This is a genomic window from Hydrocarboniphaga sp. FW305-C-57 (assembly GCF_058783045.1).
The window spans coordinates 907,647-932,246 of sequence record NZ_JBYSYG010000001.1; the positions used below are offsets into that span (position 1 = coordinate 907,647).

Below are 24,600 nucleotides of genomic sequence, written 5' to 3' on the forward strand. Positions count from 1 at the left end.
CTCACTCGATCGTGAACGGGAACGGGAAAGCGCCGAGCACCCGCCTTGCGTCGTCGGCAGAAGCGCCGGGTTCGAGCACCAGGTTCAGCGTGAGCCCCTTGCTCTTGTCCTCGACGACCTTGAGCTCGCGAAAGGCCAGCGCGGCATCGCGCAAGGCGCTTTCGATCGCCTCGCGGGTCTCGAGCTGCTTGAGCGCCGGCTTGTAGATCTTGCCGACCGCGGTCAGCGGCATTTGTCCGATCAGGCGCACCTGTTTCGGAATCGCGGCGCGCTCGGTGATCTCGCGGCTCAGGAAATCGACGAGTTCGCGCTCGCTCGTCACGCTGCCCTCGCGCAGCTGCACGTAAGCTACCGGCAGCTCGCCCGCGTGCGCATCGGGCCTGCCGACCGCGGCTGCGATCTGCACGGCCGGATGGCGATGCAGCGGCTCTTCGATCGTCAGGGGATCGATGTTGTGCCCGCCGCGGATGATCAGTTCCTTCTTGCGTCCGGTGAGCCAGAAGTAGCCGTCGGCATCCTGGCGCGCGAGATCGCCGGTATTGAGCCAGCGCTGGCCGTCGCCGGTGTCCAGCCACAGATTCTTGTTCTGCTCGGCGATGCGATAGCCCGCGAATACATTGGGCCCGCTGACGACCAGCACGCCGACTTCGTCGATCTGCGCATCGCGCTGATAGCGCCCGGCGTCGTCGAGCACCACGGCCTTCATCGCCTGGCCCGGCACACGCAGGCCGATCGAGCCGATGCGCCGGTCGCCGAGCGGCGGGTTGACGCTGCTGACGCAGGTGGCTTCGGTGAGTCCGTAGCCTTCGAGAATCTTGATGCCGGTGTGCCGCTGGAAGTTGCGGAACACTTCGACCGGCATCGGCGCGGCTCCGCACAGCCCGTATTCGAGCGAACTCAGGTCGTGGCCTTGTGTCGGCAATTGCAGCAGCGCGGTGTAGAGCGTCGGAACGCCGCTGAAGAAATTGATGCGATGGCGTTCGACGATCTCCCAGAAGCGCGGAATCAGTCCGGGCCCGCGATAGCCTTGCGGCGTGCCGAGAATGACGTGCGCGCCCTTGGAGAACGGCAGCAGTCCGGTGACGAGCACGCCGTTGACGTGAAACAGCGGCAAGCCGCAGAAGACCACTTTGCCGGGACCGACGCCATCGCCAAGGAAGGCGCCGGCGCTCCAGGCGTTCGCGACTTCGTTGCGGTGGTGGCGAACTGCGATCTTCGGCAAGCCGGTGGTTCCGCCGGTGCAGAAATACGAGGATTCGTCGTCGCCGTCGATGCGTCGTCCGCTGTTGAGTTCGGTGCCGCTTTCACGACGAATGGCGCTACCGAAATCGTGGATCGAGATCGACGCCGGAATGGCGCCGCGCAATCCTGTGCGGCCATGCAGTCGCCATGCTTCGTGCTTCTGCAGAAGCCGCGCGGCGAGCCCGCGAATGCCGCGCACGCGATCGGCGAGATTGACGAGCACGAGGTGTTGCACCGAACGCAGCTGCGGCAGCACGGGCGCGAGCTTGGTCCAGACATCGGTACCCGGAAACGGGGCGAGCGTCACGAGCAGCTTGGCGTTCGCGGCGTTGATGAGTTCGGCGAGCGCCGGCCCTTCGAGCAGCGGATTGAATGCGGCGACGATGCCGGCCGCTTGCCCGCCCCAGATCACGAAATGCGTCTCGGGCAGGTTGGGCAACACGAAGGCGACGACATCGTTCTTCTTGATGCCGAGGCGATCGAAGAAGTTGGCCGTCTGCGTGATGCTGGCGAGCAGTTGCCGATACGTCCAGGTCTCGGGCCGCCGATGCTCTTCGGTGGTCAGGAAGAAGCTCAGCGCGGGCGCGTCTGGGTTGATCCTCGCGCCTTCGCAGAGCATCGCGTAAGTGCTCCGAGGCAGGTTCGCGGGCAAGCCGGCTTCCTCCGCGCGCTCGACGTCGCGGATCGTGGCGATTCCTTGCATGTCAGCTCTCGGCGATGATGCGGTTGCGCTGGCGGCCGAGGTCGACGGCGCCATCCGCGCTGCGAATGCTGGCCTCGACGATGTCGCCAGGCTTGAGGTATTGCGTGCGCTGGGCCTGCACCTTCATGAAGATCGCCCACTTGCGCGCTTCGGGCAGCAGGGCGCCGATCTTCTGCTTGGTGGGCGAGGGGATCGATAGCGCGCAACCCGAGGGCGTGCCGGTGGCGAGCAGATCGCCTGCATCGAAGTCGTGCACGCCCGAGAGTTCGGTGAGCGTTTCGGCCGGGCCGTAGACGAGGTTGCGCGTGCTGTCCTGCTGGCGCAGCTCGCCGTTGACGGTGAGCCTGAGCTGGAGGTCCTTGAGCGCGCCGATGCTGCTCGCGTCGAGCAGTGTCAGGTAAGGGCCGACCGGGCCGAAGGTCCGGAACGACTTGCCCTTGTAGAACTGCATCTGCGGAATCTGCACGTCGCGCGCGGAGTAGTCGTTGACGATGACGGCACCGGCGATGAACTCGTGCAGGTTCTGATCATTCACGCAAACGCGCGCGTCGATGCGGCGCCTGATCACGAGGCCGAGCTCGATTTCGTAGTCGAGAAAGCGCACGGACCTGGGCTGGATCACCTCGCTGTCGGCAGCCACGATGCAGCTCGAAGCCTTGGTGAAGATCATGTTGTAGACCTTCGCGTCGGGGTCCATGCCCGACTCGATCATGTGCTGCCGGTAGTTCGCGCCCTGGCAGACGAACTGCTGGTTGCGCGTGATCGGCGACAGCAAGCGAATCTCGCCGAGTGCGAGGCCCGCGCCGTCGAGGCTGCGCAGCGATTCGATCGTGTTCGCGCGCAGGAAATCGCCGGTGGTGGGGAAATCACCGGGCACCTCGACCACGCGGTCGTTGCGCAGCACGCCCCAGCGATGGCGGTGCTGATGTTCGTAGCGGACGATGTTCAAGCTCATGAGTCGTTCTCCGGGCAACGCAGAGGTTTCGGAATGAGGAAGCGGGCGGACGCTGGTGGGCGGCGCCCTGTCGGCTCGTGCGGAGGCGATGACGCAGCAGCCGAGCGTGGCAGCGGCGCCTTGCAGCCATCGGCGCCGCGAAAGAGGGCGAGGCTCAGGCCCATGGCCGCCAAAGCCCCGCGCCATCAGCCGAACAGGCGCGCAAGCGTCATGAGCTTGCCGAGCGAGAGATCCGGGCTGCGCCGCAGATTGCGCAGCAGCGCGGCGATCGCGCTCGGCGTCATTCGGGGCTTGGTGAACGAGCGCGGCATCGGCTGTCCCCATTGCGACATCGCATCGCGCGAAACCGGATGGATGCCGGTCGGCCTGTCCGCAGTGAACAGATCGCCGTCGCAGTAGTGCTCGTGCTTGTCGCCCCAGGGATCCTGCCAGTAGTCGAAGATCTGGCTGCCCAGAATGTGCCGGCCGATGCCCCAGGCATGCTTCCAGCCGCGTTCCCGCAGCACGCGCTGGCCCATGCCGACCGCGTCGGTGTCGACGACCTCGTAGGCGCTGTGGCTGTAGAGCGGCATGAAGCCCTGCGCGAGTGCGAGCGTGTGGTGGTCGGCGGCCTGGTCGCCGAGGTCCAGGCGCATGAAGCTGACGGCCGGCGAGCCATCGGGCAGTACCTGCACGTCGCTCGGAATCAACCCGAGATGCTGCGTGTACCAGCCGCAGGTGGCCTGGTAGTCGGCGACCTCGAGCACGCAATGGCCCAGGCGAATGACTTCGGGCGGCGAGACGGGCGGGCGCTGCGTGCCGTTGATTCGTGTTCCGTGGCCCGCGTGATTGAAATACAGCGCTCCGCGATGCGGTTGTTCGGGCACCGGTGTCTGCGCATTGATCACTTCGACGACGAAGCCCGAGGGGTCGGTCAGCGACAGCAGCTCGCCGCCTCCCGGATGCTCGGCGTTGCGAATCGGCGCCGAACCGCATGCGTCGGCGAGCGCTTCGAGATCGCGTCGATGCGAAACCGTGAATCCCATGCCGACGAAGCGCGGACGTTCGGCGCGCTCGATGCGGTAGCAATAAGGTGCCGACGAGGTGCCGCGCAGGTAGAGGCGATCTTCGGTGCGGTATGCGACCGACAGGCCGAAATCGGTCAGAAAGGACTCGGCAGGGGCGAAGTCCGGCCGCTCGAAGATCAGGTAGGCGAGCGAGGTCGCCTTCGCCGTCGGGCTTGGATGCCGGGCGGGTTGTGGGGCTCGAAGTTCGGGCATGCAGGCTCCTGGTTCACGAGTACGGCGAGGCGAAGTCCGAGGAGGTGCCGCTGCATCGCAGCGCCAAGGGCGCTGCCGCAAAGCTCCTCGCCGGGGCGATCTCCGTCGCCTGATTGAAACTTTATGCATATTTGAAGAAATCTTCAACTATGAAAAATTGCACTACAATGAAGCTCTCGCCATCCCCGCCATCACCATGAGTCGTTCAGCCCGGACGTTGTCGAGCGCCAAGCGCAAGCAGAAGCGGGCTTCAGGCCCGAAGGAAGCGGTCGTGGCCGACGTGCCGCAGCGCGAGCCGAAGGAGCCCAGAGGCGCGCGGCGGCGCCGCGAGACGCGGGAGAAGCTGATCGAGGCCGCCTTCAGTCTCATGGCCGAACGGGGCCTGGATGCGGTGACGATCAACGAGATCACCGAAGCGGCGGACGTCGGCATCGGCTCGTTCTACAACCACTTCGAGTCCCGCGAAGCCTTGCAGGCGGCCGTGATCGACGCGGTATTCGAAGAGTTCGCCGATCATCTCGATCGGCGCGTGATCGCCGTCGACGATCCGGCCGAAGTCATCGCCATCTCGGTGCGGCATACCATTCTGCGAGCGCAGCAGGAGCCGCTCTGGGGACAGTTCCTCGTCAAGGAGGGCTTGTCGACGCGGGCCCTGACTCGAGGACTCGGCGCGCGCCTGGCTCGGGACATTCAACGCGGAATCGCCAAGCAGCGCTTCAGCACGCCGGACCCGACGATGAGTCTGATCACGCTCGGAGCCGGAGTGCTCGGCGCGATCGCCGCCGCGCTCGAAATGCAGGCGCCGGACTCGAAGCTGCAGTTTCTGGATCTCGACCGCGGCAGCTTGGCCGAGCGCGCAGCCGCCATGCTGTTGCAGGGGCTGGGCCTGAGCTTCGATCAGGCCGCCGTCATCGCCCGCCTGCCGTTGCCGGAAATCTAGTCTCGGGCTTCATCGCGCCGGTGAGCCGCGCGCTCGCCAGGATGCTCGTCGTGAAGCGGTGCAGGCGTGCAGCGGCGTGATCGCCCCGATCTGCTCCTTCACGCTGCTGCCGGGCGTGGCGACGACGATCGCGGCATCAGTCGAGCTTGCGTCGAATCCGGCCGGAAAATACGGGTTGTCGGCGATACGGATCGATCTGTTGATTAAGGACACCGGTTTAAATCCGCTGCCATGAATCAGCCACCTCGCAGTTGGCCCGACGATGAGGGCGCAGGGGCCGCCGCAGTACAAGCGTTCGTCTCAAGCCGACCCGGTCAGTCGCTCCGACTCGCTCCACAGTCTCGCGGCGGTGCTCGTCTCCAGCGCCTGTGGCGGGATCCTCGCGATCGTCGGATAGCCTCGGGTTTCACCGAGCTTGTCGGGGCCGTAGTAGGCGCCTGCTTGCGCCTTTGCAGAAGTCGCGGCGAACAGGGTCGGCAAGGCTCCCTGTGCGGCCGGCTGGAACAGAAACCACAGGTAACGGCGAAGCATGCCGGGCACGCTCCATGCCCCGGCTCCATTGGGCAGCAGGTCGGTGCGCGAAATGCCGGGATGCGCGGCAATGCTCTGGATGCCCCAGCCAGCGGAATCGCTGCGGCGCTGCAATTCGAACGCGAACATCAGGCATGCGAGCTTCGATTGGCTGTAGGCCGTCATCGGCTTGTAGTCGAGTTCGGAGTTCAGATCGTCGAAATTGATCGCACCGTCTCTCGCCGCGATGCTCGACACGTTCACCACGCGTGGCGCGTTGCCCTTGCGCAGCAGCGGAAGCAGCCGAGCGGTCAAGGCGAAATGACCCAGAAAGTTCGTGCCGAGCTGCAGCTCGAAGCCATCGGTGGTCGTCAGCCGCTTCGGCGGCGTCATCACGGCTGCGTTGTTGGTCAGCAGATCGAGACTCGCTTGCTCGCGCTGCAGGCGCTCGGCGAAGGTTTCGACGGACCGCAGGCTAGCGAGATCCAGTGTCTCGAACCGGATCGTGGAATCCGCGACGCTGCTTCGAATTTGAGCGACGGCCGCTTCGCCTTTCATCGGGTTTCGCCCTGCGATGATCACGTCGGCGCCCGCGCGGGCGAGCGCGAGCGCGATCTGGAAACCGAGCCCTCCGGTGCCGGTCACGACCGCCGTGCGACCGCGTTGGGAGTGAATGTCAGCGGAGGTCCATCTCGACATGGTGATGCCCTGGAAGATCGAAGAAGAGTGGATTGAATGCCGATGAGCAACGATCATGACGCGCCCATTGACGGCTCGGCGGTTTCTGTCATGTTCTGGACGCTCATCTCGCTTGCAGTCGACACCATCAAGCTAGAGGGATTGCCCGGTGAGCAGAATGCCCGAAACCTCAATAAATTTGCCTATTCCTACAAGCAACGATTCGCCAACGGCGCAGAGCCGTGGCGCGCTTGCCGCTCGTGAACCCGCGAATCAGGTCTGGCCGACGCTGGTCGCGGAGGTCAAGGCTTATGTCGATGCCCAAGGCGGAGGGCAGGGTCTGTTCGAGACGCCGATGGACAGCGTCAAGATCGTCCGTTCGTTCCAGGAGATGATGCCGCATCGCATGGTGTACCGGCCGTCGCTGTGCATCGTGATCCAGGGTGCGAAGCAAATACTGTTCGGCGAAGAACGCGTCGACTATGGCGCGATGCAGGGTCTGATCGTCAGCATGGAGTTGCCGGCCAGTGGGCGAATCGCCAAGGCCAGTGCCACGGAGCCCTACATTGGCATCACCCTCGATATCGACATCGCCATGATGCGTGAAGTGATCGAGCACATGGAAACAAAGCCCGTGCCGGATGCCACGCCAGGGCCGTGTGTGTTCGTCGTGCAGGTCGACGACACTCTGGGTGACTGCATCCTGCGCCTGATCAGAATGACCAGAAGGCCCGATGCAATTCCGATTCTCTATCCTTCAATCATGCGCGAGATTTACTACTGGCTGCTGAGCGGTGCGCAGGGCAGCGAGATGCGCAAGCTGATGCTGCCCGGAACGCATATCGACCGCGTCGCCAAGGCGATCCAGGTGCTGCGTCTCAACTTCGCCCGGACCTTGCGCGTGGAGCAGCTGGCCGATCTGGCCAGCATGAGTCCGTCGTCGTTCCATCAGCATTTCAAGGCGCTGACCTCGATGACGCCGCTGCAGTTCCAGAAGCAGCTGCGCCTGCTCGAAGCCAGACGCCTGATGGCGACCGATGCGGTGAACGTGGCGGATGCCGCCTATCAGGTCGGTTACGAGAGCACTTCGCAGTTCAGTCGCGAATATTCCAGGATGTTCGGCGTCTCGCCGAAGCGAAGCATGATGAAACTCAAGGCCGCGCCGGCGTGAATCGGCGGCTTGCAAGCAGGTCACGGAACTACCGAATCGATCGTCAACGTGATCGCGGCACCGATGCTGCCGCGGTCCACGCGGATCACGCCCTGAAGATCGCCGGCTTCGGCCTTGGCTTGTCCGCGTTTGCTGATGCGGGCGCTCACCTCCCAGCGATCGAAGGACGAGAGCTTCAGAGCCGGCATCATCGCCTGGCTGTCGTCGAGCCTGACCCGGATCGGAAAGCGCTCGACCGTTTGTCGCACCACCGCCAACGGCATGGCGGGGCCTTCGACGGCCTTGGCGTAGACGATCAGCCTGCCATCGGCAGGCAAGCGGGACGCGAGCTCGGGTGCGAGTTTCAACTCGATGTCGAGTGCCGTCGCCGCTGACGACGTGGCGGGCGAGGCTGCATCGACCGGTGATACGCCGAGCGCGGTGAGCTGCTGGTCGACGAGCTTGCGCAGTTCATCGGGCACTGGCTCCGAGCGCAGGCGCGTCCACAGTTCGATCGTGCGCGGCCTGTCGCCGGCCTGCAGTGCGGCCATGCCGGCGTACCACAGTGCCTTCGCGTGTTTGGGATCCAGTGCGAGCGCCTGATCGAACAGCTGCTCCGGTTTGTTCTGCAATCGACGCTCGCTGGCCATACCGAGTGCTTCGCCTTCATTCACCAGTAAATCGGGATCACGCCGCAGGCTCAGTTCATTGGCTTTGGCATAAGCCTCGGCGGCCGCGGCGTAGCGCTGCAGCATGAAGCGCGCACGTCCCAGCGTGGCCCAGCCCTCGACGTCTTCCGGGGTTTGCCGCAACCGCCGTTCGAGATCGGCCAGCATGGCGTCGACATCGGGCTTCGGCGGCTCGAGTTCGCCGGCGACCATCGCCGCGGTGCGCCAGGAGCCGGAACCTGCGTAGTAAGCGCCTGAAGACATCGCGAGCAGCAAACCCAGCAGCAAAGCTCCACGCCAGCGCGGCGGCGCCGATTGCGACGCGACGACCGCGGTCGCGGACGCATCGTCGAGCAGTCTCGCTCCGGCTTCATCGCGTAGTGCGGCCGCCGCGTCGGGATGGATGAGGCCGGCTGCAAGCTCAGCCTCGATTTCCTCGAGCCGCTGGCGGTAGGCGGCGACGTTGGTGTCGCGTCGCTTGCCAGGGTCGCTCGCGCTGCGCCGCCACCATGGCCTGGCGAGCCCGAGCGCCGCAAGCACCGTGAGCGCCGCCATCACCGAATACAGCTGGTTCATGACCGCAGGAGATCCGGATCGGTGTGGCGCATCCCGTATCAGCGAGCCATCGGCAATGCGTTGGTGCTCGCCGTCCGCATCGAATCGACCGACTTGAACGGCGCGCAGGAATGCTTGCCGTCCGGCGTCGTCAGCGATTGGGCGAGTTCGGGCGGCATGTAGTTCTCGTCGTGCTTGGCGAGCACTTCCTCGGCCGTGAACTGGCCGTTGTCGCCGAGCTGTCCGGTGGCGACGATGCCCTGACCCTCGCGGAACAGATCCGGCAGGATGCCGTCGTAGCGCACCTGCACCTTCTGCGCGCAATCGGCCAGCGTGAAGCTCACGAGCAGGCCTTCGCCACGCTGCAGGCTGCCCTGCTCGACGAGACCGCCCAGACGCAGCCGCGCGTGCTTCGGCGCGTTCTGCGCCACCAGATCGCTCGGCGTGTAGAAATACATCATGTTCTTGCGGAAGGCCGTGAAGCCGAGCACCGCCGCCAGCGCAATGCCGCCGATCAGCACGCCCACCCACAGCATCCTGCCTTGACGCTTAGTCATCGTCTGTCTCGCTCTGGCCTTCGGCCAGTTGCTGGATCACGCTGCGACGGCGCAGGGCGGGTGTCACGAGGTTCCAGACCAGCACCAGCGCGAATGCGCCGAAGCTGCCCCAGACGTACGCGGCGTAGCCGCCCATGGAGAAAAAGCTAGACATTGAAGCTCAGCAAGCGTTCACGGACCCAGGACGAATGACGCTCGCGCAGCAGCAGCTCGTTCTGCACGCGCCGGATCACCGCCCAGGCGAAGAACGTCATGCAGCCCAGGCTCATCGCCAGCAGCGGCCACAGCATGTCGGCGGCGATGCTCGGCTTGCCGATCTTCGACACCGTCGGGCCCTGGTGCAGGCTGTTCCACCACTCCACCGAGTAATGGACGATCGGCACGTTGACCACGCCGACGAGCGCGAGCAGGCCGCAGGCGCGAGCCGCGGTGCGCGGGTCCTGGAACGACTGGTTCAGCGCGATCACGCCGAGGTACAGGAACAGCAGCACGAGTTCGGACGTGAGCCGCGCATCCCAGACCCAGTAGGCGCCCCACATCGGCTTGCCCCAGAGCATGCCGGTGACGAGCGCGAGTGCGGTGAAGCTCGCGCCGACCGGCGCCGCGCAGACCACCACGCATTCGGCGAGCTTGATGCGCCAGACGATCGCGACGAAAGCGGCCGAGGCCATCGCGGTATAGCCGAACAGCGAGAGCCATGCGGCCGGCACGTGCACGTAGATGATGCGAAAGGCTTCGCCCTGCTGGTAATCGGCCGGCGCGAGCACGAGGCCGCCGACCAGGCCATAGCCGATCAGCAGCGCCGAGACGATCGCGAGCCACGGCGCCCAGCGATCAGCCAGGCGATAGAACGCGGGCGGAGAAGCGAGTCGATGGAACCAGGTCCAGTTCAGTGATGATCTCGCCATCGATCGTTCCTCCGGAGCGGGCGTGCCGTATCGGCATCGATAATTTTGCGCTGGCATTCAAGAAGACCTCCCGATCAGGCATCGGGAGGTAATGTGCAAGAAGGACCTGATCGTCCTTCCGAGGAAAACACAATCTTCATCCTTGAAAAGCAGGGTGCACTGCTTGCTCGACGGTCCTCCAACCATCAGGTGGTGCGGTTGCCCGCTTCTCATGCTCGGTCGGGTGCTGAGCTCGTACGGGTCGCGGCTAAGCGCATGCCGAACCACTTTAGGAGTCGAATCGTCCCTGCAGCTACTACCCAAGGAGAGTAGGTGGATTTTCGTAGTCTGCAGTTTTGCATTTGACAGGAAAGTGCCGCAAAAAAAGCCGATCCCGGCATCATGTCGGTTGCTGCGCTGCAGCGAAAATCCTACCCACATTGGGTAGTAGTGCGGGTGCGAAATTTTTGCGTAGATTGCGACAGCGCTGGAGGAGCCGGCGCAGAAAAATAAAAAGCCGATGAGCGAGCCGATGAACGGATTCGCAATCACCTGAGAGAGATCGCGATTGCAAGAAGGCGCCTGAAACACGAGGCCCTTCGGTATTCCGTGCGCAGGCTCTTGCCTCATGTGCACACCGCGCTTCACGTGTGCGCGCCAAGCGAACAGCAGAGGGTCCAATGAAGTTGAGCTTATCGAGATGTGCCGCCGCGGTTCTGGCTGCGATGAGTCTGTCTGCGCAGGCAGTCTCCGTCGGCGAGCCTGCTCCGCGGCTCGAGGCGCAAGATCAGACGGGAGCGTGGCAGCGACTCGACAGTTTCAAGGGCAAGGTCGTCTACATCGATTTCTGGGCCTCGTGGTGTGCGCCGTGCCGGCGCTCGATGCCGGCGCTGGATCGCCTCAGAACGCAATGGTCGAACGACCTGATCGTCGTCGGCGTGAATGTCGATTCCGACAAGCCCGACGCATTGGCTTTTCTCAAGAAGACGCCGGTGAAGTTTCCGATCGTTTTCGATCCGGAAGGAATCTGGGCGAGTCGTTTCGACGCGCCAGGCATGCCCACCGGGTACTTGATCGATCGCGAAGGGATCGTTCGCCATGTCAACGTCGGATATCAGCCCTCTGAACTATCCGAACTCGAGAATCTCATCAAAAGAGCCGTGGAGGGGAGGTCATGAGATACACAAGTCCCGCAAGTCTTGGCGCCGTCGCGTTGGCGCTCGTCGCATCGTCGATGATGGCTGGCTGTTCGATTCAGGAAGTGAAGCCTTGGCAGCGTGGAACGCTCGCGCAGGCCGAGATGGGCTGGGACCCAGATCCCATGCTCGCAAGCTATCGACGCCACGTGGAGTTCAGCAAGGAAGCGGCCACCGGTGGAGCAACGTTAGGGGGAGGGGGCTGTGGCTGCAGCAACTAACAAATCTCTGGCGCTCATCGCGCTGACCCAGGCCGCGATGGCGCTTCCGTCCGTCGCGGCTGCGGAAGGCGTCGAAGTCGGCTATCTCTTCAGCGAGTATCGCGAGCAGGACATTTCGGGCTCGCGAACGGCCACGGGCCGCGACGAATCGCGGTATGACATCCAGTCGCATCTGTTCAAGATCGTGGCGCCGTTCGAAGCGAGCTCGGTCAATCTCGATCTGACTTACGAGACGATGAGCGGCGCGTCGCCCTGGTACGTGACGCCCGGAACGGACGGCAAGCCGGTCCAGGTCATGAGTGGTGCGAGCATTCGCGAGGAGCGCGTCGATATCCAGGGCAAGTGGTCCAGGCCCATCAAGGACGTGCTGGTCGGCCTCACCGCGGGATACTCGACCGAAGACGACTACGAGGCCGTCAACGGCGGAATCGAGTTCGAGATCGAAAACGAGTCGAAGACGCTCACGTGGAGCGGCGGCATCGGATACTCCGACGACAAGCTCGATCCGACCGAAGGCGGAAGCACGCGCTTCCCGACACGCATCACCGAAGCGGACCGCCAGACATGGACGCTCTATGGCGGCGCCGCGCTGGTCATCGATGCGAACACGGTGGTGCAGGGCAGCTTGAGCTACTCCGACGCGGACGGCTATCTGAGCGACCCCTACAAGCTGGCCTGGATCCAAAGCTTCTCGAACGTCGTCAACGACAGCCGGCCGGATGGCCGGAGATCGGTCGCGATCGGCGCGCGCCTGCGGCACAAGGTCGAAGCCGCGAACGCGGCCCTGCACGTCGACTACCGCTTCCATGACGACGATTGGGAAATGCAGTCGCATACGCTCGAAGCGGCCTGGTATCAGCGGCTTGGCAGTTCGTGGACGTTGACGCCGACGATTCGCTGGTATTCGCAAAGCCAGGCGTTCTTCTACGAGCCTTACTATGCCGCTCCGCGCGCCGACGGCTTCGCATCGAGCGACTATCGCCTGTCTCCGTTCGGTGCGCTGAGCGGCAGAATCGATGTCTCGAAGGCCATCGGCGCCTGGAACGTCGCGGCGGGCGTCGAGTATTACCAGGCAGACAAGCGCTTCGCTCTGAAAAGCGTCGACACGGCGAATCCAGGCCTGGTCGAGTACACGAGCGTGCAGCTCAGAGTGAGGCGGGTTTTCTAGGCTCGCCATGGATCAGTACGGCTACACGTTCCGTGCGCTCGGTGGTCCGTGCACGCTGAGGATATACGGGCGTAGCGAGTCGATCTGCGCGGCCGCGGCCGAGGCGGCGCAGGCCGAAATTCTTCGCATCGAACGCAAGTACTCGCGTTATCGGGACGATAGTGTCGTGAGCCGCATCAACGCCCTCGCGGGATCGGAAGTCGGCATCCAGGTCGACGATGAAACCGCGGGGCTGCTCGATTACGCCGATGCCGCGTACGCCCAGAGCGATGGTCTGTTCGATATCACTTCGGGCGTGCTCCGCAGGGCCTGGGATTTTCGATCGGCACGTGTTCCGGAGCAGGCGCAGGTTCTGCAGCTGCTGCAGCTCGTCGGCTGGCATCGCGTGAAGTGGAACAGGCCCCGCATCAAGCTTCCATTGCCGGACATGCAGCTCGACTTCGGCGGCTTCGGCAAGGAGTACGCGGCGGATCGCGCTGCTGCGATTCTGCGTGGCTACGGTATCGAGCATGGCCTGGTCGATTTGTCGGGTGACCTCGTGCTGGTCGGGCCGCATCCGGACGGATCGCCGTGGCGAGTCGGCATCCAGCATCCGCGCGAGATCGAACGGGCCATGGCGGTGGTCGATCTCGAAGCCGGCGCCGTTGCCGGTAGTGGCGACTACGAGCGCTATTTCGAGCAGGGCGGCAAGCGTTACTGCCACATCCTGAATCCGCTGACCGGATGGCCGGTCAGCGAGCTGTCCGCCGTCAGCGTGATCGCGAATCAGTGCCTGATCGCAGGAACGGCGACGACGATCGCCATGCTCAAGGAAAAAGAAGGAACAGCCTGGCTCGACGGCCTGGGCTTGCCGTGGATTGCGGCGCATCGGGACGGAACGATCACCGGCAGCATCGATCGCCAGCCGGCGGCTCGAATGGACTATCGATCGGCTGCGGGCCCCGGCGGATGGCGTGCGCCGGTCGAGCCGGCGCCGAATTCGAGATGAGACCCATGCATTCACGATCCTGGCCCGCAGTGCTCCGTCGATCTCTGAAAGCCGTCTTCGTCGCGATCGCCTCGTCGTGGCTGGCGACGGCTGCGGCCGCCGATGCCGGCGCGTTCCTGAAGCCGGAGCAGGCCTTCAAGTATTCGCTGCGGATCGAGGGCGAAACGATCGTGGCGAGATGGGAGATCGAGCCGGGCTATTACCTGTACCGGAAGCGCTTGAGTTTCAGCACGCCGGACAAGTCGGTCGAGCTTGGAGCGCAGCAGTGGCCTGCCGGTGAACAGCACGAGGACGAATTCTTCGGACGGCAGGAGGTGTACCGGGATCGCGTCGCCTTCACGCTGCCGTTTCACGTCACCGGCGATCGGGCTGGCGGCATTCCGATCGAGATCAAGTTGCAGGGCTGCGCCGACAAAGGGCTGTGCTTTCCGCCGCTGACATGGCGAGGCACTGCTGGAAGCTCCGGTGAAGATGCGCCTGCGTCCGACGGTGACATCGGCGCCACCGAATCGACGACCGAGGAAAACGCAGCTCCCGAGCCACCTGTTGCGGCATCCGAGCAAGGCCGGCTCGCCGAGCTCATTCGCAACGGCAGTCTGCCGCTCGTGCTCGCGACCTTCTTCGGCCTCGGTGCGCTGCTGTCCTTGACGCCCTGCGTGCTGCCGATGATTCCGATCCTGGCGGGCATCATCGTGGGCGCCCACGGAGACCGCTCGCCTCGGCGAGGTCTGGCGCTGGCGATGACCTACGTGCAGGGCATGGCGCTCACCTACGCGATCGCGGGCGCGATATCGGTGGTCACGATAGGACAGGCGCCACAGGCTTTGTTCCAGAAGCCCTGGATCGTCTCCGCGTTCGCGATTCTCTTCGTGCTGCTGGCCCTGGCGATGTTCGGCTTCTTCACGCTGCAGTTGCCGAGCAGCCTGCAGACGCGGCTGACGCTCGCCAGCAACCGCCAGCGTGGCGGAACCTATGTCGGCACTTTCGTCATGGGCGGCCTCTCCGCGCTCGTCGTCACCGCCTGCGTCGCCCCGGCGGTGGTCGCTGCGCTGGCCGTCATCGGACAGTCCGGAGAACTGCTGCGCGGCGCGGCGGCCTTGTACGCGAGCGGACTCGGCATGGGCTTGCCGCTGTTGGTCGTCGGCGGATCGGCAGGCTCGCTGCTGCCGAAGGCGGGCGCGTGGATGGAGGCGGTGAAGTCGGTTTTCGGAATCCTGTTTCTGGCACTTGCGCTCTATACCGCACAGGGCTTGCTACCCGCGCCGATCAAGATGATCGCCTGGTCCGTGCTCGCGATCGGATCGGGCCTGTGGGGGCTTTCGCTTCGATCCAAGGACCAGCGGTTTGCTCCGGCCGCGATTCGCGCGCTGGCGCTGATGTCGCTGCTGTACGGCGCGATGCTGCTCGTCGGTGTCGGCGCGGGCTCGTCCGATCCGCTGCTTCCGCTCGCCCGCTTCACGGCCAGCGCCGAAGCGCGTTCCGAACGATCCGGCGAGCCGATGTTCCGGAGCGTGAAGAGCGAAGCGGATCTGAATCGCGAGATCGCGGCCGCCGCGGCTTCGGGACGTTCCGTGATGCTCGACTTCTATGCGGACTGGTGCGTGTCCTGCAAGGAGATGGAGCGCTACACGTTCTCCGATCCCGCAGTCGTCAGCGCGCTGCGACCGTTCGTGCTGCTGAAAGCCGATGTCACGGCGAACGATAGCGAAGACAGCAGCCTGCTCAAGCGCTTCAGTGTGTATGGACCTCCCGCCACGATCTTCTTCGATCGCGATGGCCGTGAGATCGAATCCTTCCGCATCGCCGGTTTCGTTGATGCGAAGAATTTCACGAGGCATGTCGGCGCGGTGCGCGAAAACCGCTTGCGTTGACGGAGAAAACGACAGGCGAGCTACTCAAGCTGGGTAGGAGCCAGCACACGCCGGATTCGCTACAACTACCAGCGTTTCGAGACGTCACCATCAACGCGGCAGGTGAGTTCGCGCGGCGCTTCGAACATCAGCATCAATGGATCACCGAGGAGAGAGTCAACATGAACATTGGTACACCTAGGTTATTGCCATGGCTAGGGCTCGCCCTGCTGTCGGCGTGCTCAGGCAATTACGATGGGGGCACCGCGAACGATGGTGGAGGGCCGACAGAGCCTACCGAGTTCGCGAATGTCGACGAGTTCTACAAAGCCAGAGTCGAGCCCACGATGTCGTACTGCGTCAGCTGCCACGTCAGTGGCGGTGTCGCCGACACGCCCGAAGGCGAGCGCATGCACCTGAGCACGGACAGAAGCCAGGATATGGCGCTGCTGCGCGCTTCGTGGGAAGCGATGGACAGGAACAATCCGGTCTCGAGAATCCTGCTGATGTCGTCCGGCCAGGCCGATCCGCACAGTGGCGGCTCTCCGTGGCCGCAAAGCAGCAATGCCTATCGCGACATGCGCGTGGTGCTCAGCTGTTTCGAGAATCCCGATCAATGCATGCAGCGCATCGCCGAAGCCGGCGGTGGCGTGACGCCAGCGCCGCAGCCCTTGCTCGGCAGCAACCACGGCAGTTCGTTCAGTGAGCGCTACTGCGAAGGCCCCGATGGCGACGCTCCGCGTCCCGATTCCGCAGCGCTGCCGACCGATCCGCGCAAGCTGATCAGGGCCGGCTACAACAGCGGCAAGGCGGTTTTCTTCAACGCCTACTGGGAAGACTGCCGCGCGGCTTTGCCGGCCGAGGCCCAGGAGCCCAAGACCTGCGGTGAATACCGTGCCAAGCGTGCGGAAGGCTGGCGCATGATGAGCGAAGGCTTTGCCGAAAACGGCGCGGGCAGACCGGCTGCCCAATGGCGCGAGCAGTGGAAAGACTGGGGACTGGCGGCAGAGCCGGAGAACTTCGATGAGGTTTACCGGCTCAGGACCGGACGTGCGCGCGCGACCTATCACAATCCTTATCCGCTTCCGGGCGAAGATCCCAATGCGCCGGGCGTCAACGGTGGATCGGGCGAGCTGCCGTTCGGCTTCCGCCAGCGCAAGGATGCGGCCGGCAACTGGACCGGCGTGATCGGCATAACCAATTGCGCGAGCTGCCACGTGGGCGAGGTGGGCACGGATGCGGACGGCGATGGTCTGGGCACGATGTACGGCGTCGGCAACTCCATCGCGTACAGCAACACGCTGCAGCGTGGACAGAGCGATGCGGTCACTGGCTTCGAAATCCTTCAGTTCATTTCCTTCGACTGGGATTCGATCGATTCGGTGACCAACTTCGCGAAGTATCCGGCAACCCATATGCCGTCGCTGCAGGACACGCCGAGCTGGTGGAACACGGGTTCCAGATCACGCAAGTTCTTCGATGGTGGCGTCGCCATGGACTCGCTACGTATCGATCTCGCCGCAGCGTCGAGAGAATCGTCTCCGATCGGCACGGAGCGCCGTGCGTACATCGATCGCCACGCACAATCGACGCAGTCGTGGGTCGAGTCGCTCAAGTCGCCCGCTTATCCGCGAGAGATCGATACGGCTCTGGCCGAGCAGGGCGCGATCCTGTTCCACGCCAAGAACCTCTGGCTCGAGCAAGGAAATGCGAGCAGGCCGCGTCCGCCTGGCGGCAATGGCTCCTGCGCATCCTGCCATGGCGCGTATTCACCACGCTTCGTGAACGACACCGAGTTCCTCGTGAGCCCGGATCTGGCCGGTATCGCCGCCAGCATCTCGCCGAAGTCGGTCATCGAAACGGATACGAATCGCGCGGACCAGCTCGCAGGCATCTTCGCGGATGTCTGGGAGACCAGCTGGTGGGCCTACCCGGAAGCTTCGCCGGCCTACATCGATCCCGACACCAAGACGCCCGAGCAGGAAAGCGCGGACGACACGCTGACGGCGAATCGCCCCATGGGTGCTTGCGGCTGGAGACCCGGCACCGTCGGTTATCTGGCGCCGCCGCTGCATGGCGTCTGGGCTTCGGCTCCCTACTTCCACAACGGTACGGTGCCGACCGTGGAAGCGGTGCTCGATTCCAGCAAGCGTCCGGATTACTGGCGTCGCAAGGTCAAGACGGCCGGTGGAATCTCCGGGTTCGACACCAGTCTGGACGCCTATGACTTCGAGCACATGGGTTGGAAGCACGACGTGCTCGCCTGCATCCAGGATTCTCCCGACAACTTCACGAGCTGCATTCCGTATCGCGAAGAGCCGACCATCGCGGAGACCGCCAGCAGGACGCCACCCCTGCGTGGACCGTCGACTCCCGATACGCGCATGATCGTCAACACCAAGCGGCATGCGAACGGAAACGGCGGGCATGAGTTCAGCGACGTGCTCACCGAGCAGGAGCGTCGGGCCATCATCGAGTATCTGAAGACGCTCTGACGAGCCTGCAGGCAAAGACGACTGGAGCCGGATCGATATCCGGCTCCAGTCGTTTTTTTGTTGCCTGAGTTTTACGAGCCGGCGTGCCGGACGGCCTGGGTCAGGCTCGCGCTGCCGGCGGATGACGAAGGATCGGGGCGCTGCTCCGAGCCTGTGCTTCTGGCCGCTTTACTTGATGTGGGCGACCAGGGAAAAAGCCTCGGTGCGGCTCTGCACGCCGAGCTTTCCGAAGATGTTCTTCAGGTGGAACTTCACGGTGTTCTCGGTGATGCTGGTCGCTACCGCGATCTCCTTGTTGGACATTCTCTGGCGCAGGCAATCGATGATCTCTCGCTCGCGGGAACTGAATGCGCTCAGCTCGATGTTCGGTGCCGGAACCGGGTTCGGCAGCGCTCCCGAGAACCCCTGGATGCGGCTCAAGGCCTCCGATGCAAACGCTCGAAGCGGAGATTCGCCCGTCAGATGAGTTGCGGACAGAAAGCCTTCGAGCAGATGACGAATCGGCTTTCCTTCATCGATGAGGAAACGGATGTAGCCGCCGTCATGGCAGAGCTTCAAGGCGGCGGCGAACTGCCGCGCCGCGGGCTTGTTCATACCTCGCGCGTCGAGCAGGATGGCCTTGACGATGCCGAGCTGCGCGTTGATGAAGGCGGATTCGGAATGCCTCTCGGCGATTCGGGAGATGTCGGCGATCGCCTCATCGTACTGCTTCTGCCGGATCAACTGCCGTATCGGTGCGAGGTGTGATTCGGTCGCCAGATCGCCGAATGGCATCCAGTTCTCGGAGTGTCCGCCGTTGGGCAGCACGGAATTCGGAACCGTGTCCCTGGAATGAGCGGAAGCGCCCGCTGAAAGACGCTCGCGCCGGATCAGCCCAAGGGCGCGCGACCATCGGCTCAGCAGGCAAAGCGCTTCGGCTTCGCACAGCAGCGAATTGGCATCCGCATCCTGGCCGAGCGCCCGATAGGCGCGTGCGGCCGAAACCACGCCCACCGTGAAGAAATCGGGGATCGCACACTTGAGGATCATTTCCCGATACTCGTCGAGAGCCTCAACCGCGGTGGTGCAATCGTCGGCCACATAGAGCGCCCAGACGTAGCAGGCGGCGAGCGGCGCGATGGCGAACGGCGCATCGAGCGCGCGGCGCTGTGCGGTCAGCGAGCTGCGGAGCACGTCCAGCGATGCCTGTATGCGACCCTGCAAAAGCAAGGCCACGCCTCGGACGCTGTCCGTATACCCGACCGTGAAAAAGGCCTTGGCCGTACTGTTGAACGCCTGGGCAGTGGCGAGCCTGACTTCCGACTGCCGAAAGTCGCCGATGACCAGCAGGCGAAACGAATCGAGATTCGCAGCTGCGGCGAGTTCGAACGCGGAGAATCTGTCCGGTGCGGCTCCGAGCTCGGAGACCTTGTCGACGAGAGCGAACGCCTTGGCCATGTCTCCGTAGCAGATCGTGGCCACCGCGACCGCCGGCAGGTCGATCGGGTTCGCGCTGTCCGGATACCAATCGGAAGGATTCTCCGAGCCCATGAGCGCGAACACCTTGGCGTGCTGTCTCAGGAATATGAGCGCCCAGATCATTCTGCGCTTGAGTATCGGACGGCACGCGACTTCGTGGATCGGGATGCAATCGAACCATCGTTCCGCAATGGTCATTTCGCCATCGGTCACGAGTTGCTCGGACCACTTCTCGAGTATCTGGGCGGACAGGGCGTGGTCCGCCGAAGTGACGGCATGGTGCATCGCATCGTCGTACATGCCGTTCTGGTAGAACCATTCCGCGGCCTGCTTGTGCAGGGCCCGGAACTTGGCCTGATGAAGATTCAGCAGCAGCTCCCTGAGGTGCGTCGCGAGCAGGGTGTGATAGCGAAACCAGGTGTGGTTGTCGTCCAGCGGGCTCACGAAGAGCCCGAATTTCTCGAGCCTGAGCAGTTGCTGGTGAGAGTCGGAGCGTCCGGTCAGGACGTTGCAGACCTGTGCTCCAAGCCGATTCAGGATGCAGGTGCGCTCGAGAAAGTTCTGCGTATCGGGCGACAGGCCCTCGAGGACGCACTCGGTGAGATAGTCCGCGAGTTCGCGGGGCCGATAGCGGTCGATGCGCTGCAGGGCATCCGAAGGCTGCTTCTTGGAGAGTCCGAGCCGAAACAGCTGGATGGCGGCCGGCCAGCCTTCCGTGCAGCGATGAACCGTTTCGAGGTCGCCCGATTCCATCGGCAAGGTGCCGCTTGCGGCGAAGAACTCGTGAACCTCATCGAGAGAGAAGCACAGATCTGCCGCCTGCAGGACCAGGATCTTGCTCGAGACCCTGAGCCGCGGAATTCCGATATCGGGAAGCGCTCGAGTGGCGATGTAGACCCTCACGTGGAGCGGCAGCTTCGAAAGCAGATCCTTCCAGAACGACAGGATCGCCCGGTTGGACAGCACTTCGAACTCGTCGAGGAACAAGGCGGTGGGGCTGGCGTCGGCCTCGAGCTGGTCGATGAACCAGTCGCTCGGCTTCTGGCGGCTCGTGGCGGCGGCCCCGGAGTCGGCAGCCCGCTCCACCAATGGGCCTTCGTTCTTGAAGATCTGCCTGAGCAACCGCTGCAGGTGACTCGAGTGCCGGCTCGCGTCGTTGTCCGACTCGTCCAGGTTCAGCCAGCCACATCGCACGCCGCGTCCCGCGCTCTCGTTGCGGACCTGCTGCAGCACCGTCGATTTTCCATGGCCCGCCGGCGCCTGCAGGATCACGATCGGCGGCGACGTCTCCGCGAAGATTCGCTCGAGGATGCTTTCGCGAAGAATGCGTTGACTGTTCGTCGGCACAAACGAGCTGTATCGACGAAAAAGGCCATCAGACATCGCTGTGGCCGGGCGGGTAGTGTTATTCATTGCCCGTATTGATGGAGTTCTCCTGGTTAAACGATACCCCAATCATGCCGTGCCGTGTCGCTACCCGAAGCGGGTAGGAAAATGCTTCGAAAGCCCTGTTTTCTTTCGAGATGCGCGCCATGGCTGTGTGCGGCCGACGAAGGCTTGCGCAATCTCCGATCGGGCCTCGTGTCGATGCACGCATTCGAACCTGTCGAATCAGTCACCTCGAAAGCGACCGATTTCGAGTCGCACCGCTACCCAGCACCGCTACCCATTTGGTGTAGTTGAAGAATCGTGGGTAGGAGTCGATATTCATTGCGACGAGAACAGTCATCGCGCTTCGTGCAAGCCAAGGAAGTCACGGGTACCCGTCGACGTATAGAAATCCTCATCGACGTTCGGAATCCGCCATCACACCGCAGTCCGTCGGCAACTCGACGCTTGATCGTCGACCTTGTGGTGCGTTGTTCCGTAGCGTGGTGTTCGCGAGTCGCAAGAGAAATTCAGAAGACTGAAGTTGTGGCGGACCGCCTGTTGTGCGACGGGCGACTTAAAAAAAACGATGGAGGGGAATGGACGTGCAAAGAAAACATACCGGCATGCGTGCCCGGCCGCTTTTCGCTGGACTGGGTTTGATGACGCTGTTGTCAGTTTTTCCGGCTCATTCGCAGGAGAGCGAAGAGCCTGCGGTTGAGGCGCAAAGCGAGCAACAGGCCGTCGCCGACCCGATGCCGATGGAGGTCGAGAGTGGAGGCTTCTTCAGCGGCGTGGGCTTTTCGTTCAGCGGCTTCTCGCGCATCGAAACCGCCATTCGCATGACCGGAGAAGAGAATCCGTACAACCAGCGCGGCAATCTGTTCAACCAGCGGGCCGTCGATCGCTGCGGCGGCTTTCCGCCGTTCGACGCGTGCGCCGTTCCGGATACCGCGACGCGTACGGGGCAGCCCGCGAACAATACGTTCAACCTGCAGCAGTTCCGCACGCATCTCGATTTCCAGCTGTCGTTCAACGAGAACTGGTCGGCGCGCGCGCTGGTGCGCGGCATCTACGAACTCGGCGAGTACGACAACTTCAATCCGGATGCGGTAGGCAGCAGCGCGTCGGGCTATCTGTACGGAAAGCCCAACTATTTCGAGTACGACAACTTCAACCGCGGCGGATGCCAGAATCGGCTGGAAGTCTGCGGCCGCCGCTACATGGCCGACCTTCCGTTCCTGACCCTGGATTACCAGAACGGACCGCTGCTGATCCGCTTTGGCAACCAGCAGATCGCATGGGGACAGGCCTTGTTTTTCCGTGTTCTCGACGTGCCGAACGGCCTCGATCTGCGCCGGCACCTGTTCCTCGACTACACACCCGAGGAATACGCCGATGAACGCATCTCGTCACCGGCGATTCGCACCTCGTATCAGATCAACAACGAATGGGAGGTCGATGCCTTCGCGCAGATGTTCCAGCCGACCATCTACGCCAACCCGAACACGCCGTACAACCTCATCGCGTCGCAGTTCACCATCCACGATCGCTTCAGCGAGGTGGACGACAAGCTCAACTATGGCCTGCGCTTGAAGGGCAAGGCCCACGACATCGGCCTGCAGTTCGCCTACTCGTATCGCTACAACCCGGACGGCGTCCTGCGCTGGACCGAATCGGGCGTGGATCGCGGATTGCCCGGGCCGCGCGCCAACGTGGTGCCGCCGCTGACGGCGACGGTTGCACAGGTGCTGGGTGTGCCGCTCGATCAGGACGGCGGCATTTCGGCTGCGGGCCCGATCTTCGCGCAGACGCCTTACGAGATCGATCCCACTGGCGTCGTCTCGGCGACCGAGTGGTTCACGTACGCGGGCATGGTGCGCTTGTCGGCGCTCGAGGCGCTCAATGCTTCGATCGAAGAGTTCCCGGCTACCGCGGCATTGCTCGCGATGCCGGCCGGCTCGGACGAAGCGGCGATGCGCGAGCTCGACCTGTTCTTCCAGCTCTCGGGCGGACTGCGCGGTCACCTCGCGCGTGAGTACAAGCGTGAGAACAACTTCGGCTTCGGTGCGAGCTACACGATCGACAGCGAACCAGGCTCGCTGCTCGACCAGCTCATCATCAACGTCGAGGCCCTATACACGCCGGATCGCGTATTCACCGCCACCAACCTGTCGCGCAACTACGACGAGCGCTCCGAGTGGATCACGGCTCTCGTGCTCGAAAAGTATCAGCGCTTTTCCGCGAGCTTCCCGGCCACCTACATGGTGTTCCAGTGGGAGCACCGGACGCAGAGCGATCTCTATGGGCGCCTGCTCGACGGCATGAACGGCGACTCGCGGAATTCCGCGAAAGGTATCAGCGGTGGCTGGGACGGTCTGGTGTTCGCTTTCCAGCAGCCGTTCCCGAACCTGGTCTACCGCATCGATGCGTCGGTGCTCTACGACACGCGCGGCGGCCTGATGACGCAGCTGGGCCTGCGCTGGAAGCCGAGCGGTCCGTTTTCGGCCGAGGTGTACTACACCTATCTGAACGGTGACCTCGCAGGAAACGACAACGACAACATCATCTCGACGATCGATTTCGCCGATGAAATCGGCGTGCGGCTCGGGTATCAGTTCTGATGAGGAGTTGATGTCGGGTTTCAAGAGACATCGCTCTTTTTGAGTTGGCTTCTGCCGGCATAGCCCCTCCAGCTTGCCGGCATTTTTTTGGGCCTGTGTCGGGCGACCGCGGGCCAACGCATGCGGCCGTCTCGGGCGTGCCCGGTTTGCATTCCGGGTCTAAACCGGAAGGTTGGCCGAGACCCTGCGAATCATGTCGCAGAAGTATTCGGCGGCCGGCGTCAGCGGCAGGGCGCTGCGGCGCACGATGTTGATCGCCGGAGCCGGTAGCACTTCCTTGACCGGAATCGTCTCCAGCTCGTCGCTCCACAGTCGCGAATGGACCCACTGGACGGGCAGCAGCACGAGCAGATCGGTCTTGCCGATGAGCACCAGCGTGGTCAGCGCCGAGTGCAGCTGCATGACCGAGCGCGGCGTCCTGAGCCCGTAATGTGTAAACAACGGAGCGAGTTCGTCGTCGGCTTTCGGCGTCACCGTGGTGGTCGCCCATTCCGCATCGACGAGCTCGCGCAATGACTTCGCCTTGCCGAGCGGATGCCCTTTGCGGCCGACGACGACTCGGGTGTTGTCGAACAGCTTCTCGACTCGAAAGTCGGGTCCGACATCGTCCGGAACCGGGCCGATGTAGAAATCGACGGTTCCGTTGCGCAGCTCGCCTCCGATGCGAGGAAACAGCGCGTCGATGACGTTCAGGCGTACGCCCGGATAGCGAGCGCGAAACGGCTCGAGCGCATCGGGCAGCAGCGAGATCTGCGCCACGGTGGACAGTGCGGCGGTGACGTGCCCGTGCGTTTCGCCGCGCAACTGCGCGAGCTCTTCCTGTGCACGCAGCAATTCGGTCTGGGCCGACTTGGCCCGCGCGTAGAACACCTTGCCCATCGGCGTCAGCTGCGTGCCCTTGGCACTGCGCTCGAAGAGCACGACGCCGAGCCTGCGTTCGAGCTCGCGGATGTTGCGGCTCACCGTGGGCTGTGCGCCGCCTTGATGCCGAGCCGCGGCATGGACGCTGCCGCGCTCGACGACGGCCAGGAAATCCCGCAGGGCCGAGATCTTCACCAGCGTCAGGTTATCCATTTTTGATATCAGAGGGCATTTATTGGCATCTTATGCTATCCCCTTGCGATTCAT

Annotated in this window: 21 protein-coding genes; 11 read left to right on the plus strand and 10 right to left on the minus strand. The window is 63.6% G+C overall.

Annotated features, from left to right (window positions below):
* Position 1: 1 nt before the first annotated feature.
* The 3 genes from AC3WUM_RS04170 to AC3WUM_RS04180 all read right to left on the minus strand — a co-directional run bounded on the left by AC3WUM_RS04170 (position 2) and on the right by AC3WUM_RS04180 (position 4,159).
* Positions 2 to 1,945: an acyl-CoA synthetase gene (locus AC3WUM_RS04170; protein WP_492408873.1), complete on the minus strand. Its 1,944-nt coding sequence runs from the start codon at positions 1,943 to 1,945 to the stop codon at positions 2 to 4.
* Between the two features lies 1 nt (position 1,946).
* Positions 1,947 to 2,900: a fumarylacetoacetate hydrolase family protein gene (locus AC3WUM_RS04175; RefSeq protein WP_492408874.1), complete on the minus strand. Its 954-nt coding sequence runs from the start codon at positions 2,898 to 2,900 to the stop codon at positions 1,947 to 1,949.
* A 185-nt stretch (positions 2,901 to 3,085) separates the two neighbouring features.
* On the minus strand, positions 3,086 to 4,159 hold the full coding sequence (locus tag AC3WUM_RS04180; protein ID WP_492408875.1) for a VOC family protein: 1,074 nt from the start codon (positions 4,157 to 4,159) through the stop codon (positions 3,086 to 3,088).
* 196 nt (positions 4,160 to 4,355) lie between these two features.
* Between AC3WUM_RS04180 and AC3WUM_RS04185 the strand changes: the two genes are divergently transcribed.
* Entirely contained in the window at positions 4,356 to 5,099 is a 744-nt protein-coding gene (locus tag AC3WUM_RS04185) for a TetR/AcrR family transcriptional regulator (protein ID WP_492408953.1), read from the plus strand.
* A gap of 76 nt (positions 5,100 to 5,175) precedes the next feature.
* Positions 5,176 to 5,334, plus strand: a complete 159-nt coding sequence (locus tag AC3WUM_RS04190) for a hypothetical protein (RefSeq protein ID WP_492408877.1) — start codon at positions 5,176 to 5,178, stop codon at positions 5,332 to 5,334.
* 65 nt (positions 5,335 to 5,399) lie between these two features.
* Here the strand turns inward: AC3WUM_RS04190 and AC3WUM_RS04195 are convergent, their stop codons facing one another.
* Positions 5,400 to 6,308, minus strand: coding sequence for an SDR family oxidoreductase (locus tag AC3WUM_RS04195; RefSeq protein WP_492408879.1), 909 nt, complete (start codon positions 6,306 to 6,308; stop codon positions 5,400 to 5,402).
* Between the two features lie 42 nt (positions 6,309 to 6,350).
* Between AC3WUM_RS04195 and AC3WUM_RS04200 the strand changes: the two genes are divergently transcribed.
* Positions 6,351 to 6,551 (plus strand): hypothetical protein, encoded by a 201-nt coding sequence (locus AC3WUM_RS04200; RefSeq protein ID WP_492408881.1) that lies wholly within the window; start codon positions 6,351 to 6,353, stop codon positions 6,549 to 6,551.
* On the plus strand, positions 6,466 to 7,458 hold the full coding sequence (locus AC3WUM_RS04205; RefSeq protein WP_492408883.1) for an AraC family transcriptional regulator: 993 nt from the start codon (positions 6,466 to 6,468) through the stop codon (positions 7,456 to 7,458). The genes AC3WUM_RS04200 and AC3WUM_RS04205 overlap by 86 nt, the downstream gene beginning before the upstream one ends.
* Positions 7,459 to 7,478: 20 nt before the next feature.
* Here AC3WUM_RS04205 and ccmI read toward each other — a convergent pair whose 3' ends face one another.
* From ccmI to AC3WUM_RS04225, 4 genes are read right to left on the minus strand one after another with little or no spacing between them, the layout of a single operon-like run.
* Positions 7,479 to 8,681 carry a c-type cytochrome biogenesis protein CcmI gene (gene ccmI, locus AC3WUM_RS04210; RefSeq protein WP_492408884.1) on the minus strand — a complete coding sequence of 401 codons (1,203 nt, stop codon included), beginning with the start codon at positions 8,679 to 8,681 and terminating at the stop codon, positions 7,479 to 7,481.
* 38 nt (positions 8,682 to 8,719) lie between these two features.
* Complete coding sequence (gene ccmE / locus AC3WUM_RS04215; RefSeq protein ID WP_492408886.1) at positions 8,720 to 9,217, minus strand: cytochrome c maturation protein CcmE; 498 nt, start codon at positions 9,215 to 9,217, stop codon at positions 8,720 to 8,722.
* Entirely contained in the window at positions 9,210 to 9,371 is a 162-nt protein-coding gene (gene ccmD, locus AC3WUM_RS04220) for a heme exporter protein CcmD (RefSeq protein ID WP_492408887.1), read from the minus strand. Before ccmD ends, ccmE begins: the two co-directional genes overlap by 8 nt.
* Positions 9,364 to 10,125, minus strand: coding sequence for a heme ABC transporter permease (locus AC3WUM_RS04225; RefSeq protein ID WP_492408888.1), 762 nt, complete (start codon positions 10,123 to 10,125; stop codon positions 9,364 to 9,366). Before AC3WUM_RS04225 ends, ccmD begins: the two co-directional genes overlap by 8 nt.
* Positions 10,126 to 10,784: 659 nt before the next feature.
* Between AC3WUM_RS04225 and AC3WUM_RS04230 the strand changes: the two genes are divergently transcribed.
* From AC3WUM_RS04230 to AC3WUM_RS04255, 6 genes are all read left to right on the plus strand, one after another.
* Positions 10,785 to 11,282, plus strand: coding sequence for a TlpA family protein disulfide reductase (locus AC3WUM_RS04230; RefSeq protein ID WP_492408889.1), 498 nt, complete (start codon positions 10,785 to 10,787; stop codon positions 11,280 to 11,282).
* A 143-nt stretch (positions 11,283 to 11,425) separates the two neighbouring features.
* The gene (locus AC3WUM_RS04235) at positions 11,426 to 11,521 is read left to right on the plus strand and encodes a DUF4266 domain-containing protein (RefSeq protein WP_492408954.1); all 96 of its coding nucleotides are present in this window, start codon (positions 11,426 to 11,428) and stop codon (positions 11,519 to 11,521) included.
* Complete coding sequence (locus AC3WUM_RS04240; protein WP_492408890.1) at positions 11,505 to 12,689, plus strand: DUF3570 domain-containing protein; 1,185 nt, start codon at positions 11,505 to 11,507, stop codon at positions 12,687 to 12,689. The genes AC3WUM_RS04235 and AC3WUM_RS04240 overlap by 17 nt, the downstream gene beginning before the upstream one ends.
* A 7-nt stretch (positions 12,690 to 12,696) precedes the next feature.
* A complete protein-coding gene (locus AC3WUM_RS04245) occupies positions 12,697 to 13,677 on the plus strand; it encodes an FAD:protein FMN transferase (protein WP_492408891.1) in 981 nt (326 codons plus the stop codon).
* Positions 13,678 to 13,706: 29 nt separating this feature from the next.
* Positions 13,707 to 15,548 (plus strand): protein-disulfide reductase DsbD, encoded by a 1,842-nt coding sequence (gene dsbD, locus AC3WUM_RS04250; RefSeq protein WP_492408892.1) that lies wholly within the window; start codon positions 13,707 to 13,709, stop codon positions 15,546 to 15,548.
* Positions 15,549 to 15,709: 161 nt separating this feature from the next.
* On the plus strand, positions 15,710 to 18,022 hold the full coding sequence (locus AC3WUM_RS04255; RefSeq protein WP_492408894.1) for a c-type cytochrome: 2,313 nt from the start codon (positions 15,710 to 15,712) through the stop codon (positions 18,020 to 18,022).
* Positions 18,023 to 18,190: 168 nt separating this feature from the next.
* Here AC3WUM_RS04255 and AC3WUM_RS04260 read toward each other — a convergent pair whose 3' ends face one another.
* Positions 18,191 to 20,827: a winged helix-turn-helix domain-containing protein gene (locus tag AC3WUM_RS04260; protein ID WP_492408895.1), complete on the minus strand. Its 2,637-nt coding sequence runs from the start codon at positions 20,825 to 20,827 to the stop codon at positions 18,191 to 18,193.
* 647 nt (positions 20,828 to 21,474) lie between these two features.
* Between AC3WUM_RS04260 and AC3WUM_RS04265 the strand changes: the two genes are divergently transcribed.
* Positions 21,475 to 23,472, plus strand: a complete 1,998-nt coding sequence (locus AC3WUM_RS04265; protein WP_492408956.1) for a DUF1302 family protein — start codon at positions 21,475 to 21,477, stop codon at positions 23,470 to 23,472.
* 159 nt (positions 23,473 to 23,631) lie between these two features.
* On the opposite strand, the gene AC3WUM_RS04270 is transcribed toward AC3WUM_RS04265, so the two are convergent.
* Positions 23,632 to 24,546 carry a LysR family transcriptional regulator gene (locus tag AC3WUM_RS04270; RefSeq protein ID WP_492408897.1) on the minus strand — a complete coding sequence of 305 codons (915 nt, stop codon included), beginning with the start codon at positions 24,544 to 24,546 and terminating at the stop codon, positions 23,632 to 23,634.
* Positions 24,547 to 24,600: the final 54 nt, after the last annotated feature.